Genomic DNA, 14,590 nt, shown 5'->3' on the forward strand with positions numbered 1-14,590 from the left:
GCAAAACGGGCCCTTCGACAGAGGGCATCTCACTTTTTGACTTAAACATTTTCATGACCGTCCGGTCTTAGCTTCGACAGGTGCGGCATCAGGCTGCTCTGTTCCAACCACATGCACTTGGAAAACGGGAGTAAGACCCATGTCCGTAATCAATACAAACATCTCCGCCCTGCGCGCATCGAACGCTAGCGCTGAAGCCAATGAAATGCTCGGCAAATCGATGGAGCGTTTGTCCACCGGCAGCCGCATCAACAGCGCCGCCGACGACGCCGCCGGCCTTTCGATCGCAACCGGCTTCACCAGCGACATTCGCGCTCTTAACCAGGGTGTGCGAAACGCGTCAGACGGTATCGCCCTTGCGCAAACGGCCGAAGGCTCATTGGAAGAAGTTTCCAACATGCTTCAGCGTGTTCGCGAACTCGCCGTCCAATCGCAGAACGGCACGCTTGATGACGTCGATCGCGGCTTCCTCGACACCGAAGTCACCGAACTGGCCGCACAGATCGACGATATTCTGACGAACACCGAGTTTAACGGCGTATCTGTCTTCAGCACCACCAGCGGCAGCGATGTATCTGTAAACATCCAGATTGACGCAGGCCGTTCGATCACGCTGACCAGCACCGCGATTGACAACACCAACCTCGACGCAGCCGGCCTTGATGTGAGCTCTGCTGCAAACGCCGCGACCGCGATCACAAACGTTGATGCAGGCCTGCAAGCGGTGAACACGACGCGGTCATCGCTGGGTGCGGGTCAAAACCGGCTTGAAAGTGCGATCAACAATCTGACCACAACCTCGACCAACCTCGCCGATGCAAGGTCGCGGATCGAGGACACCGACTTCAGCCAGGAGACAACCGCATTGGCCAAGGCCCAGATTCTTGGGCAGGCCTCAACCGCGATGCTCTCTCAGGCGAACCAGTCGCAGCAGAACGTCCTGTCGCTCCTGCGATAAGGCAAGAGCTGACACAAAGCTCCCCACCGGGGTGGCAAGGAAACCCGGGGCTCTCGCAAGAGCTCCGGGTTTTTCGTGTTGCTAAGGGGGCAAAAGAGCGGGCCAGCGCCCGGAATGCATCGCGTTAGGAAGCTGCCTTGTCCTGCCAATCGACCACTTCGAGCCAATTGCGCAAACGGTTTTCTTCCAGCCGCGCGATCAAGGGGTTGGCGTGGAAGGGCAGCAGGAATTCCGCCACCGCACCCGACCATTCGGCATTGGCGTCAAAAATGACGCCGAGCCCCAGAACCGCTGGCACATGGACATAAAAGAGGGGGCGCTCATCGGTGTCGGCTTCTTTCAGGAAATCCTCAACCGCCGTCAGCACGCCATTGCGGGCTCCACCGGCCTGCAAAGCGACCGCAAAAGAGCCCATGCCGCGAAGGCCGCGCCCGGCGAGCACGCCATCTTCGCCAAGACGAACGCCGTGATCATAGCTGTGCGGGTGACGCCAACCGGGCGGCACACGGTCAGGGGCATAATAGAAATCGCGCCGCGCACACGGCCAGGACACGTCATGCATGAAAGCAAGCAAAGGCTTTCCGGCCTCGCGCTGCACAGCGTCAATCGCGGTCAGCTCGTGATAGACGGTGTAGTAATTGTGATCGCCATCAACGAACCACGCATCGACCGGCTCGACCCCGTCATTCAAAGCATCAAGCGAAGGTTTGGCGATATGCTTCACATTGCCTTGCGCCTTGGCCCAATCGGCAAAACCGTCCGCAGGCTCGGGATCAATGCAGGTGAGCGTTCCGCCCGCATTGCCGGTATGCTCGGCCAGAAGCTTGGACATACCGCCAAATTCGCTGCCGATCTCGGCAATGTCCCTGACCTTGGCATGGTCAAGGCACGGCAGGATCAGGCTCGAAAACTCGGACATGGAATGGATCAAAAGCTCGCTCATGCCGCGGCCTCCTCGCGCGCCAGAGGCAAAGCTTGAGGAGCAACCGGTGCTGCGCTGCGCGTGTCGGTTTTTCGGCGAATAAGAGGGCGCATAACAATTTCGATCATTTGGAGCTGCGAGATTGGACCACCCTTCCCATCACTGCCCCTTACATCACTGCCCCTTACATCACTGGCCCTTACATCACTGGCCCTTACATCACTGGCCTTCGGCGGCTTGACCAGCAGAAATGCCGCCGTCCCGGTGCATTCCAATATGCCGGGCGCATGAGTCTTCAGACCGTCAAATTGCGCGCCAATCTCTTCGATGCGGTCTTCATTGCCGCCTGTGCCTTTCAATGTCTCGATTCTTGAGATGCAGATTGTGCCAAGCTCAAACCACTCGAAAACAGAGCCAACTCCCAATGCGATGGTCTGAACCCCGGCAGGGATCGGCAACCGCGCGCTATAAAACCCTTCATGGGTGGGATGCGCGTGAACAATGCCCTGCGCGCTGTCATTTGCGCTCATGAAAAAGGCGGGAATGGCGATCGGGGCCTGGCCTGTATCGCTATAGGTAAGGCCAAGACCGAAGCGTTTTTGCACCATAAGCGATAGCTTGGAGTGGATGTCTTCACCTTCAAGCTCGGCAGGCAGGAACATGCGCTGCGAACCTTTCATATAGAACAGGCCGCGCCGCCTCAGGCTCTCTTTCGCAAGGTCTTTGTCGAACAAGGGCACCATGCGCTGAGAGCCAAGATTGACATCATGTTCAAACGCTTTGAGCACTTCCAACTCGCTCGCCTGGGGCAGGAACATGAAACGCGAAAGCACTCCCAATGCGCCTGTGCACAAAGCGCGGGCCTTGTGCTGCCATTCTTGCCGGATTGCCGGATGCGCATTGGCCGCTTTCACATAGCGCAGGACGCCTGCCTGCACCTTGTCACGCACTTCGCTTTGCGCGCCTTTGACACCGATTTCTTCGCGGATCGGCTCGCCTTCATCGGTGAAATCCCTGACCGATCCCAGCTCGCATGTGGCCAGCTGTTCGATAACGGCAACATTGCCGCATAATGCATCGATCAGCTCCAGATCATACTGGCGCTCATCAATAAGCCCGCGCTTATCAAGGCCTGTTGCGGCAAGCTCGCGAAGGATCAGATAGCGGCCCGCGACATGGCAATCGAACGCCTCGGCCAGAAGCGCATCGACATGGGTTTGCGCCGAACCATTATAGCCAAGATCAACCAGCATAAGCGTGTCACCGGGATCCGGATTTACGCGGGCCCGCACATGCGCGACCAAGCGGTCTGCCCGTTCACGTGCGCGGCGCCGGACGATTTTCTGCCGCTGCCCCTTCTTGAGTTCTTCGGCGAGCCTGCTGCTGCCCTCAATCATTTGCTCCTCGGTCGAGTCCGCGCCCACAATCCGGGTGATCTCGTCTTTGGTAAACAGCATTTGACGCGCGAGCGTTGAGGGTTTGCGCCCCAATTCGGTCGCAAAATACCTGGTGTATGCCTCTTTGGTTGTGAGCGATGCGGCGATGGAGACAAACCGGCTGATCTCAACCAATGCGGTGTTTTCAGCCGCGCCGCCCGCTTCATGCACGATATGCGGCAAATGCCCGTCGCGTAGCATAAAGAGCCAGTGGACCCGCCCACCACGCGCTTTTTGTAGGGCGGCTGCTTCTGCACGAAGCCATTGATCAAACGCGTGAAACACAGGGCCCAGAACGGTCAGCCCCAATGCCGCCTCTCGCCCGGTTGCTTTGGGTTCTTCACAGGCCAGCACGCTGCGATGCGGCATGAGCCCGGGCGCTTCGCCGGGTCTTTGGTCTTTGGGATCGCCCGCCAATTGCTGGCAAGCACGCTCCAGTCTCAGGCGCTGAGTCGCGGTCTCGCTGAATTGGACAAGATGCAAGGCAGGCACGCCGAGCGCGCGCGATGCTTCAAAATCGGCGGTGCGGTTGTCTCCGATATGGAGCACTTGGGAAGGCGCGACTTTAAGGGTCTTAAGCACTTTTTGCAAAAGCCCCTGCGATTTGGAGATACCCGCCTCTGACGACACAAACACCCGGTCGATAAGCCCCGCCACATCGGTGCCCGCAGACCGTTCGATAAGCTGATGGAGTTGCCGTGTGCTCAAATAGGTGTCCGAAACGATGACGACCTTGTGCCCCCGCGCCTTGGCCTCGCGCATCAATTCAACCGTCGGGGCAAAGGCAAAACAATGGCGCGCCTCAATGTCCAGTTCGCTCGTGACAGCCTTCGAACGCGCCGCCTCATCTGCGCCTGGCATGGCGTGTTCGTAGATCGCTTCGATCCCGATTTCCGTGCGCTGCCGCAAGGCTCCTTCGGCTTTGCGGGCCATTTGTTCGCCCATGATCCGCTGTCCGATAGACAGCTGCGGAAGCGCCGGAAACAGGTCCGTTGGTGCATGGCAATCGCGCCAGAGAAGCGTGTCGAAGCAATCGAGGGAAAGGACTTTAATCCCCTCGCCAGCCCGATCGAGCGCTGCAGGCAATTCATGCGGAAGGATCGCATGGCTGGGCGTTGCTGGCGATGAATTCAGCGCGGGTTTGGTCGCGGGGGATTTAGGCGCAGGCGTGGTTTGTGGCATCTCTCGGGTCTCCCAATGGGTGGCAGATGCGAGAGGTAAATGCTCGTGGTTTACGGTGTGGAAGCGTCGCCTTGCGCAGTTTCGCTTAAGGTCATTTGCGGACCCCTTGCGCCTCTGCGCCGCGCATCTGGCGCTGCATCAAGTAGCAGCAAGGAGATACGCCGGTTGCGCGGATCGGCCGGATTGTCCGCTATCAGGGGCTCGGTTTCGGCCACCCCTTCGATCCGGGCAAAGCGCGCTTCGGGAATACCGCTTCGGATAAGCTGTTGGCGCGTGGCCTCGGCCCGCCCTGCGGAAAGCGACCAATTGTTGGCCTCGATCCCGCTTCGGTAGGGCAGGGAATCGGTATGTCCGCGCAAGATCAGCGGCTTTGTCTCATTCGCGACAATCTTGCCGATCACCTCGATAATCCGGCGCGCCTCTGGCGTCAGGATCGTCGTGCCAAGCGCAAACATCGAAAAATCGGCATCATCGACCAGGTCAATCCGTATGCCGTCGGCTGCGCGCAGCACTTTGACTTGTTTCGCGTATTTTTCGAGCCCCTTATCTTTGAGAATCTCTTCCATGATCTCTTGCTTGATCTCGGCAAGCTTCTTTTCGTCAAACTGACCTTCAAAACCGCCTTCCTTGGGACCTCCCGATTTGCCGCGCGGCACAGTGATCGTGCGCGTACCAGTTTGCCCCATCGCATTGGGGTAATTGTCGACATCGGTTAGCGAGCTGCCGCCCAGCAACCCTTCGGCAGAACCAGCCGATTGCTGGCGTGTTTTGACTAGCGTGGGAGAGAAATAGTCCGCGATCCCCTTGCGCTGGTTTTCCTCCGTCGCGCCAAGCAGCCACAAGAGCAGGAAGAACGCCATCATCGCGGTTACAAAGTCGGCATAGGCAACTTTCCAAGCGCCGCCATGGTGGCCGCCTTCTTCGATCGTGATCTTCTTGACGATTATCGGGGCAAGGGCTTCCCCTGCTGGAGCGCCATCCTCGGCCATCTTGCTTACCCTCTCTATTTGCCACGCATCATATCGAGGAGGTCGGTGAGCTTTGGCCGGTGCGCAGGCGGCAGGCCGGAGCGCGCGGCCTCAAGCACGAGCGGCTGTGGGTGGCCGTGAAGGCTCGCCACGATCACCTGCTTGATCGAGTGATAGATTTGCATGTCATGGGTGATGACCTGCTTCACCCGGCTCGCCATGGGACCGGCCAAACCATAGGCGAGGAAAATCCCGAGGAACGTTCCCACAAGAGCGCCGCCGATCATTCCGCCCAGGACCTCTGGCGGTTCGTTAATCGAGCCCATGGTTTTGATCACGCCCAAAACCGCCGCGACAATCCCCAGAGCCGGGAAAGCATCGGCAAGCCCCTGGATCGCGTGCTGGGGCTCTTCCAATTCATGGGCCTGCGTCTTGATCGCATTGTCGATCACATCTTCAACCGCATTGGTATCAAGCGTGCCCGAAGAGACAACCATAAGGGTAAGCGGATCACAGATAAGGTTCGCAATGACCGGATCGTTTTGCAGTTTGGGATATTCGCTGAAAATGGCAGATGTCGACGGGTCTGTTACATGCGATTCAAGCGCGACCGCACCTTCGGAACGCAGCAGTTTCATCAACTTGGATGTGAGCGCAATCGCATCGATATGGTCCTGATCGGAGTATTGCGGCCCTTTGAAAACCTTGCCGAACCCGCCGCCCAGCAATTTGAGTTCATGCATGGAATTGCCGATCAGGGTCGCGCCAATCGCAGCCCCCCCGATCATCATCATCTCAAGCGGCAACGCCTTGAGGATCGGCCCCATTGCGCCGCCTGCCAGCGTATAGCCGCCAAAAACCATGACGATCAGAACAACGATGCCAATCCCTGCAAACACTGTGGTGGTATCCTTCTTTTACGCCGCACCGACCCAAAGGACGGCGCGCATCAGATCGCGTTGAAGAGCGTAAGATTGCTGACCCGGGTGAAAGTGGTTTGGCTCGCTTCCAGAGCCGTCAGGGTCTGCTGCAAGCGAACGATCACATCGGCGAGATTGGTGTCGCCAATCTCCGAGCGTTTTTCGGCGATATTGATCCCGCGCTCGGCATTGTCGTCTTCGATCGCCTCGACCCATGCGGCCCGTGTGCCGACAATGGTCTGGTTGCGGTTGGCCGCGTTCAATGCCTCGTCAATGCCCGCCAGAGCGTTTTGCGCGGCGGCTTGCGGATCGGCTGATCCCCCGCGCAGATCGCTTGCCAATTGGCTGAACACTTCAAAACTGCTGGTCGATGTGCCGTTGACGTCAAACTCGAACAATTGATCGCCAGTAATTCCGCGCTCGATTTGGGTGCCAGGCGCAACCGGTACGGTGCCTACCTGTCCATTGCCGGCATAGGTCACGGTGCCATCGGGGGCACGGGTGAAGGCAGGCGCGCCCGCGGTTCCAGCGAACAAGGGCGCACCGGTAATCGAAATTGCATTGGAGCGGGTGAACATTTCATCAGCCATCTGCTGCAGCTCGTCAGCAATCGCCGCGCGCCCGTTTTCGCCTTGTGTGTCGCTGGCGGCTTGCACAGCAAGTTCTCGCGCGCGCTGGATCAGTTCGACCACGCCGGTGATCTGGTTGGACGTCTCTTCGAGATCCTGACGCAGGCGCGCGGCGTTTTCTTCTTCGGTGCCCCCGCGCACTTCCAATCGGGTGAGTTGACGCAGGCGCGATGCGGCGACGGGGTCTTCTGACCCGCGCTGGATCCGCACACCGGTTGCGATTTGGGTTTGGAAACTCTCAGCACTTTCCCGCAAAGTCGCCAATTGACCCAAAGACCGCTCATAAAAAGCGCCGGTTGAATTGCTGACAAAACTCATCAGTTCAGCCCCAATATGGTGTCGAAGATATCGTTCGCGACCTGAATGACGCGGCTGTTCGCTTCAAAAGCCTGCTGCAAACGGATGAGAGCCGCGGCCTCTTCATCAAGGTCAACGCCCGTTTCGGTGAGCAATTCTGCCGCCGCGCTGCCCGCGATAATCGACAATCCCTCTCGCGTGGTATCAAGGCCCGAAATGCGGCTGGAAAGCGACAGGAGCATGCGATCCGTTTCGGCAATCGGCCCGTCTTCTGCCCCGATCGCTGCGACAAGGGCCGAGAGATTGGTTGTGTCGCGGCTGCCCGCAGGTGAACCCAAGGGGGCAAGCGCCAATTGATCGCCGCTGGTGAGAACCATCTCGATGTCGCTGGCATTGGTTCCAGCGAACAGCGGCTGTCCCGGCGTACCGTCAAGCGCGGCTCCATTAGCCTGCGCCGTATTGGCGCGGGTGATGGTGGACAATGCAATCGCATCCAGCGTTTCCGCCCTGTCCCTCAAGTCATTGAGAGCAGACACCCGCCCGGCCTGCGCGCCGCTAACCGGTGTGAAAGTCAAGCCATCCAGCTCAAACGAAGCGGTGCCATCGGCGGCAATGGTGGAAGTGACCGTGTTCGAAGTCGGCCCATCGACCAGCACAGGCCCCACCTCGCCCGCAGGCGCTGGGGTTGTCACAAGCCGAACGGTGGCCGCGCCGCGTTCGTCAAACTCGACGGCGAGGCTGAATTCTTCCGAGATATCGCGCAAAGCGGCATCGCGCGCATCAAACAGGTTTGCCTGAGACGCAGATCCGGGTCTTACATTCACAAGCTCGCGGTTGATCCTAGCAAGCTCGGTCGCCGCCGCATTTGTCTGATTGGTCCCGACGCCGACCGCGTCCTGCGCCAGATCACGCGCATTGGTGATGCCGGTTTGCGCAGATTGGAATGTCACCGAAAGCTGGCGCGCCGTTTCCACCGCACCTTTGCGAAGGGCAGGATCGGTCGGGTCGCTTTCCAGCAGGGTCAGCGCGGCTTCAAACTGGATAAGACCCCTGAACAGCCCCGATTGCTCGATCCCGAGCTCTGCATCCCGCAGCGCTGCGATATCGGTGTCGGCGCGCTGGACATCGGCCAGACTATCGCGCGCCCTTGATTGGAGAAGCTGGTTATCAGGCCGGACTATCCCGCCTATGCGCACGCCCGAAAGCGCGTCGCTCGTAGAAAAGTCGATGACGGCAGAACCGACAAACTCTTCCAGTTGCAAGGATCGCCGGACGTAATCGGGATTGGCCGCATTGGCGATGTTTTGCGCGGTCACCTCGATGCTGGCGCGCGCGGCTCGGGCCCCTGATTGGCCGATGGAGATGAGATCAATAGGCATTACCCAGCCGGTTTAACGGAGACGAATTGAGCAAGCTGTTCCTCGATACTCCGTGCAAACCCTAAGCCGCCATTTGACACAGCGATGTCGGCAAAGTGTTCATCGCGCATGGTCTTATACTGTTTCATCCCGCCTCCGGTGAGGGGGGTGTCCTCGGTAAACGGCGTCTCGCGCGCGGCCTCCAGAAACTTGCGGATCATGATAGCCTCAAACCCTTGCGCCGCCTCGCGCAGCTCTTGCTGCTGGGGGGTGAGGGGTTCGGGCTTTGTGGCCGCCACTGGTCCAAGCGGGCCGATCACAAGATCACCATTTCGGCCTGAAGAGCGCCCGCCTGCTTCATGCTTTCAAGGATAACCACCAGATCAGACGCCTGAACGCCGAGCAGATTGAGAGCATCGACGATCTCGTTGAGGTTGGCGGCTCCCGGGAACAATGCCACCCGGCTATCGGCCTCCTCGATTGTGATCTCGGTGTCCTCTTCGATGGCCGTCTCGCCATTGGCGAAAGGTTCGGGCTGCACCACAGTGGGGTTTTCATCAATCCGGATGACAAGCTTGCCGTGACTGATCGCAGCAGGGGCCAAGCGCACCGCTTCGTTGATGACAACCGTGCCGGTGCGCGAATTGATGATGACTTTGGCAGCCACTGGCGCAGGCGTCACGGGCAGCATCTCGATCGCGGCGAGCGCTGCGGAGCGTTCGTCATTGCCAAAAGGAAGCGTGAGTTCAATGCTCACCCCGTCGGCGACTTTCGCCATGCCGGGAAACATCCCATTCACCGCATCACGCACGCGCGCAGCGGTCAGGAAATCGGCCTGATGCAAGTTGAAACGAAGCGTGCCTTCGCGATCGAAACCGGTCGCAACGCCTTTTTCAACCGTGGCCCCATCGGCAATCCGGCCAACGGTTGAGACATTGACGGAAACCTGTGATCCGTCGCGCCCCGAAACGCCCAGACCACCCACAGCGACATTGCCCTGTGCCATCGCATAAATCTGGCCATCGGCCCCATAAAGCGGCGCGAGCACAAGCGCGCCCCCGCGAAGGGAGCGCGCCTGGCCCAGGGTGGAGACGGTGATGTCGATGCGTTGTCCCGGCTTTGAAAAGGCGGGCAGTTCTGCGGTGATGATAACGGCGGCCGCATTGCGTAAGTTAGGGCTGACGCCGGGCGGCAATTGCAGTCCCAACCGGCCCGAAACCCCGCGCATGGCCTCGCGCACATATTCAAGGTTGTCATCGCCGGTGCCCTGAAGGCCCACGACAATGCCGTACCCTGTCAGCTGGTTGGCACGAAGCCCCTCGAACTGGCCCAGATCCCTGATCCGTTCTGCATGGGCGTCCGCTGGCACCAGAGCCAGAAGGGCGGCGAACATGGTGACACAAATTCGGGTGAGAAGCATCGCGTCTGTCCTCCTTTAGAACGGTGAAATGCGGCTGAAAAAGCGTTGGAGCCAGCCGGGGCGGCTTGCCTGTTGAACAGCGCCCTTGCCGGTGTAGATGATCCGCGCATTGGCAACCCGCGAGGAGGGCAGCGTGTTGTCGCTATCAATATCAACGAGGCGAATACGCCCTGCGAACTGCACCCATTCATCGCCCTGGCTCAAAGCCATCTGTTTCTCGCCCACAACCTCGGCCGTGCCATTGGGATAGATCGCCGCGATGGTGACAGAGACGAGCCCGTTCAACTGGCTTTGCTGCGAGGCGCTGCCATTGCCGGCAAACGAGGTTTGTCCGTTACTGGCGATTGCATTGGGATTGAGGAAGGCGAGCGGACCAGCCGTGGGCGGGATTAACCCGATGCTGCCATCGCGGTCGGTTGCGCTATTGGTGCTTTTGGAAGTGCTGGTGCTTTCGACCAGAGTGATCGTCAACATATCGCCAAGCGTGCGGGCACGGGTCCCCACAACAAGAGGGGCGTAGCCCTGGCTCGCCTGATAAATCGCGCCTTTGGTGCCCATATCACCGCCCGCCATCTGGGCAGTCGCCATTGGGGGCGGCGGCGGGGCATAGAAGCCTGCCTCGCGCTTGGAACCGGCGGTCATGCAACCAGCCAGCGAAACCGCGCAAAGCCCGATGATAGAAACGCGAGAAACCTGCCCAGTGAATGCCATGGAAAATGCCTCTGGTTAAAGTGTCTGATTGGCGTTGCGCAGCATCTCGTCGACGGCGCTGACCATGCGGGAATTGATCTCATAGGCGCGCTGGGCCTCGATCATCTCGACCAGCTCTTCGACCACGTTGACGTTGGACCCTTCGAGCATTCCCTGGCGGATATTCCCGCGCCCGAATGTGCCCGCCGCGCCCACATCCGCAGGACCACTGGCAGCCGTTTCAACAAGGAAGTTGTCGCCAATCGCTTGCAAGCCTGCCGGATTGATAAAGTTCGCCACCTGAAGCTGGCCCAGCTGGACGGGGGCTGCCTGTCCGTCCTGCGTTGCGCTCACCGTGCCATCGGGCGCAATTTGGATACTACGCGCGCCTTGAGGCACCTGAATGGGCGGATTCAATTGAAACCCTTGCGCGGTCACAAGATTGCCCTGTGCTGACAGGTTAAAATTGCCCGCTCTGGTATATCCGATCTGGCCATTGGGCGGGATCTCCACCTGAAAGAACCCCGGCCCGTCCATCGCCACATCCAGAGTGTTGCCGGTCTGGTTCAAAGTGCCCTGGCTGTTGATGCGGCTGGTGCCCATGACCTGCACCCCGGTGCCAAGGTTAAGCCCCACGGCAAAGGCGGTCTGGTTGGTCGATTGCTGCCCTGCGACCCGCTTTTCCTGATAGGCGAGCGTCGCAAAATCCACCCGGTCGCGTTTGAACCCGGAGGTGCCGATATTCGCCAGATTGTTGGCGATCACCCGCATCCGCGCGTCTTGCGCTTCAAGGCCGGTTTTGGCGACGTGGAGGGCGGAAGTTGGCATGGTCTGATATCCTGAAAATTAGCGGATGCTGAGAAGGCTGGAGCTGGATTCGTCGAGCTCGCCAGCGGTCTGGATAATCCGCGCGCGCTGTTCAAAGGCGCGCTGGGCGTCGATCATATCGACCAGCGCCTCGGCGGTGTTGACGTTGGATTGTTCAAGCGCGCCCGGCGTCACGCTGGCAGTGGGGTCCCCTGGCAGTGCGCCTCCGCCCGGCACTTTGAGAAAGCTGTCCACCCCCTTGGCCAGCGGGCTTCCCTCGGCGGAAACCAGCTTGATCTTGTCAAAGGCAGCAGCCGGCTGATCAGGCGCCGCAGGATCAGCGCCAAGCACCGAACCATCATCTGCAATCCTGATCTGAAAACCAGCAGGAACCGTGATGGGCGCGCCCGTCTCGCCAAGGACCGGAAGCCCCTCACCATTTTCGAGAACACCCGACGCTGAGACCCGCATATCGCCGCGGCGCGAATACACCTCGCCCCCATCGGGAGCCTGAAACGCGATCAGACCATCACCCTTCACCGCAATATCCAGTGGCTGGCCGGTGGGGTTCACGCTGCCTTGCGCCATATCGGCATTGCGGACAAATCCGCGCGCCATCGCCCGCGCCTCCAGCCCCAGCGCATTGCCCCGCGACCGGTCTGTGACAGTGGCAGGGGTCACCGAAAACACCTCCTGACGAAAGCCCGGCGTGTTTGCGTTGGCTAGATTGTTCGCGGTCATACGCTGGCGGTTCATTGCCGCGTCCATGCCGGTCATGGCGGTGTAGATCAGGCGATCCATGGCTTACCTCCCGACTTCTGGATTAGCTCTGAAGGTTCAGGACGACCTGAGAGATCGCGGTCGCGGTATCGAGCGCCCTCGCGTTGGCCTGAAAATTACGCTGAGCGGTCAAAAGGCCAACCATCTCCTCGGCCAGATCCACGTTGGAGCGTTCAAGAGTGCCGTTGCGAATAGCGCCAAAGCTGCCTTCACCCGGATTGCCATATTGCGCAATTCCTGAACTCGCGGTCGCTTCCCATTTTGTCTGCCCGATCGAGCGAAGGCCGCCCGTCGCCGGGAAGGAGGCAAGCGCGACCTGTGCGATGGGCTCGCTGGTGCCGTCCGAGAAAGAGGCGCTCACCACGCCTTGCTGGTTGATCGAGACATTGGAGAGCCCTGCGCCTGCTCCATTGGCGGTCGGAATGGCAATTGAGGCTGGCACCGTAGAAGTGGGGACGCCGTTGGCATCGACGGGGAAACCCTGAACTATGTCGCCGCTGGTATCGACAAGCGAACCATTGGCCAAAACCTCAAGCGCGCCGTTGCGCGTAAAAGTGAGCTCGCCGGTTGTGGGGCTGGACGTTGCAAGGAAGCCATCGCCGCTGATCGCGACATCAAGCCCGCGCCCGGTCTGGACGAGCGAGCCAAGCGCGAAATCCTGTGTGATGCTTTGTACAGAAGACCCGATACCGGGCGTCAAACGCGGATCGGTACTGCCGCCGGTTGCAACGATATCGGCAAAGGCGGTGTTGCTTTTCTTGAAGCCGGTTGTCTCTGCGTTCGCGATATTGTGGGAGATCACAGCAAGGTCGGTTTGCGAGTTTTTCATGCCGCTAAGCGAGGTGAAGAAAGACATGGGGGTTTCCTTTTACAAAAGGGGAATGGGTTAGATGATGGTTTGAGTGCCTGAAGGATTGAACGCCGCATTATTGGCCGCTTGCGCTGCTGCTGCGGCAGCTTCGGCCGCCTGTGTCGCAGCCTCGGCAGCGGCGGTTTGGGCCTCGATCAATGCATCAAGTTTGGCTGAAATATCATCGAGCCGGTTGTTGCCTTCGAGGTTTGATTCAAGCGCTGAAAACTGCGCCAGCTGGGCCAGCATCTGCTCATTGCTTTGCGGCTCCAACGGGTCCTGATTGGCCAATTGTGCCGTCATCAATCGCAGAAAATCGGCAGAGCCCAGCTGCGCCGCCGCGCTTTGCTGGACGATTGATCCGGGCGCATTGATCCGGTTGAGCGCTTCATTTAGCCCGGCGGGCTGACTGGTCGAAACGGTGGTCATTGTCAGTTGCTCCTCAAGGTATCCATCATGAGCTGTTTGGCGGTTTGCAGCGCCTGCACCATGTTCTGGTACTGGCGCGCGCTTTCCATGATCTCGACCATTTCGGCGGTCTCATCGACGGGCGCATCCCAAACCTTGCCCTCTTCATTGGCGAGAGCATTGGTCGGGTCGTAGCGTTCTTCGGGCCGCGCATCGGTGCGCACCAAGCGGGTCGAAGTGACGGTCGCAATGCCCGACACCTTGTCGAGCTCTGTTTCGAACACCGCGCGGATCGGGCGGTAGGCGTCCTCTTCAGAACCAGACACCGCATTGGCGTTGGCAAGGTTCGAGGTCGCGGCATTTATCCGAACAAGCTGGGCAGACATGGCCCCTTCGGCGAGGCTGAACAGGGTGGGTGGGCGGCTGTCAGACATCACTATTCTCCTTTCAGAGCTCTTGTGATGGTGTTGACCTTGCCCTTCACAAATTCGAGCGTGGCCGAATAGGCAAGCGCGTTTTCAGCAAAGGCGATCTGTTCGCGGCCAAGCTCGACCGTGTTGCCGTCAAGCGAGGGCATGGCGTTTTGGCGATAGAGAAGATCGGGCTCCGCTGGCGCAGAAGGACTGCGCGTGTCTTGGGCAAGCTTGGCCTTGAGCCCTGCGTCAAAATCGACGTCGCGCGCCTTGTATCCGGGCGTTGCCGCATTGGCGATATTGGACGCGATCACCCGCATACGCTGCGAGCGCAGTTCAAGCGCTGCGCCGTGTATTCCGAAGATTTTGTCGCTCATCATCAAGCCTCCTGCTTGGGGCAAACTCGTGTGAGCCTTGTTTTGCACCAAGCGTGCCAAACCCCGGATTTGCGACAATTTGCGGGCGTTTGCCGGTCCCAAAGGCGCAAAACGGCAAGCGTTTGCAGGGGACTCGGCAAGCTCCTGCCCAAAATGGCTTGAAGGCTTAATTTCA

At 59.5% G+C, this 14,590-nt stretch carries 16 protein-coding genes; 1 reads left to right on the forward strand and 15 read right to left on the reverse strand.

Annotated elements, in window-relative coordinates:
• The first annotated feature begins 139 nt into the window (after window positions 1-139).
• Complete coding sequence (locus AC0V6Q_RS09995) at window positions 140-958, forward strand: flagellin N-terminal helical domain-containing protein (protein ID WP_486168231.1); 819 nt, start codon at window positions 140-142, stop codon at window positions 956-958.
• Window positions 959-1,082: 124 nt separating this feature from the next.
• Here AC0V6Q_RS09995 and AC0V6Q_RS10000 read toward each other — a convergent pair whose 3' ends face one another.
• From AC0V6Q_RS10000 to flgB, 15 genes are read right to left on the reverse strand one after another with little or no spacing between them, the layout of a single operon-like run.
• Entirely contained in the window at window positions 1,083-1,901 is an 819-nt protein-coding gene (locus tag AC0V6Q_RS10000; protein ID WP_486168232.1) for a class I SAM-dependent methyltransferase, read from the reverse strand.
• The gene (locus AC0V6Q_RS10005; protein ID WP_486168233.1) at window positions 1,898-4,498 is read right to left on the reverse strand and encodes an HAD family hydrolase; all 2,601 of its coding nucleotides are present in this window, start codon (window positions 4,496-4,498) and stop codon (window positions 1,898-1,900) included. The genes AC0V6Q_RS10000 and AC0V6Q_RS10005 overlap by 4 nt, the downstream gene beginning before the upstream one ends.
• 50 nt (window positions 4,499-4,548) lie before the next feature.
• A complete protein-coding gene (locus tag AC0V6Q_RS10010; RefSeq protein WP_486168234.1) occupies window positions 4,549-5,487 on the reverse strand; it encodes a flagellar motor protein MotB in 939 nt (312 codons plus the stop codon).
• A 14-nt stretch (window positions 5,488-5,501) separates the two neighbouring features.
• Entirely contained in the window at window positions 5,502-6,365 is an 864-nt protein-coding gene (gene motA, locus AC0V6Q_RS10015; protein ID WP_486168235.1) for a flagellar motor stator protein MotA, read from the reverse strand.
• A gap of 50 nt (window positions 6,366-6,415) precedes the next feature.
• Window positions 6,416-7,333, reverse strand: coding sequence for a flagellin N-terminal helical domain-containing protein (locus AC0V6Q_RS10020; RefSeq protein ID WP_486168236.1), 918 nt, complete (start codon window positions 7,331-7,333; stop codon window positions 6,416-6,418).
• The gene (locus tag AC0V6Q_RS10025) at window positions 7,333-8,691 is read right to left on the reverse strand and encodes a flagellar hook-associated protein FlgK (RefSeq protein ID WP_486168237.1); all 1,359 of its coding nucleotides are present in this window, start codon (window positions 8,689-8,691) and stop codon (window positions 7,333-7,335) included. The genes AC0V6Q_RS10020 and AC0V6Q_RS10025 overlap by 1 nt, the downstream gene beginning before the upstream one ends.
• Window positions 8,691-8,990, reverse strand: a complete 300-nt coding sequence (locus tag AC0V6Q_RS10030) for a rod-binding protein (RefSeq protein ID WP_486168238.1) — start codon at window positions 8,988-8,990, stop codon at window positions 8,691-8,693. Before AC0V6Q_RS10030 ends, AC0V6Q_RS10025 begins: the two co-directional genes overlap by 1 nt.
• Complete coding sequence (locus tag AC0V6Q_RS10035) at window positions 8,987-10,090, reverse strand: flagellar basal body P-ring protein FlgI (RefSeq protein ID WP_486168239.1); 1,104 nt, start codon at window positions 10,088-10,090, stop codon at window positions 8,987-8,989. Before AC0V6Q_RS10035 ends, AC0V6Q_RS10030 begins: the two co-directional genes overlap by 4 nt.
• 15 nt (window positions 10,091-10,105) lie before the next feature.
• On the reverse strand, window positions 10,106-10,801 hold the full coding sequence (locus AC0V6Q_RS10040; RefSeq protein ID WP_486168240.1) for a flagellar basal body L-ring protein FlgH: 696 nt from the start codon (window positions 10,799-10,801) through the stop codon (window positions 10,106-10,108).
• Window positions 10,802-10,816: 15 nt separating this feature from the next.
• Window positions 10,817-11,608: a flagellar basal-body rod protein FlgG gene (flgG, locus tag AC0V6Q_RS10045; RefSeq protein ID WP_486168241.1), complete on the reverse strand. Its 792-nt coding sequence runs from the start codon at window positions 11,606-11,608 to the stop codon at window positions 10,817-10,819.
• Between the two features lie 18 nt (window positions 11,609-11,626).
• On the reverse strand, window positions 11,627-12,388 hold the full coding sequence (locus AC0V6Q_RS10050) for a flagellar basal body rod protein FlgF (protein WP_486168242.1): 762 nt from the start codon (window positions 12,386-12,388) through the stop codon (window positions 11,627-11,629).
• Between the two features lie 22 nt (window positions 12,389-12,410).
• Entirely contained in the window at window positions 12,411-13,223 is an 813-nt protein-coding gene (locus tag AC0V6Q_RS10055; protein ID WP_486168243.1) for a flagellar hook-basal body complex protein, read from the reverse strand.
• Between the two features lie 30 nt (window positions 13,224-13,253).
• Window positions 13,254-13,646: a flagellar hook assembly protein FlgD gene (locus tag AC0V6Q_RS10060; protein WP_486168244.1), complete on the reverse strand. Its 393-nt coding sequence runs from the start codon at window positions 13,644-13,646 to the stop codon at window positions 13,254-13,256.
• A 2-nt stretch (window positions 13,647-13,648) separates the two neighbouring features.
• Entirely contained in the window at window positions 13,649-14,059 is a 411-nt protein-coding gene (gene flgC / locus AC0V6Q_RS10065; protein WP_486168245.1) for a flagellar basal body rod protein FlgC, read from the reverse strand.
• 2 nt (window positions 14,060-14,061) lie between these two features.
• Window positions 14,062-14,418, reverse strand: coding sequence for a flagellar basal body rod protein FlgB (flgB, locus tag AC0V6Q_RS10070; RefSeq protein ID WP_486168246.1), 357 nt, complete (start codon window positions 14,416-14,418; stop codon window positions 14,062-14,064).
• Window positions 14,419-14,590 lie beyond the last annotated feature (172 nt).

Source organism: Erythrobacter sp. S227, from assembly GCF_057364925.1.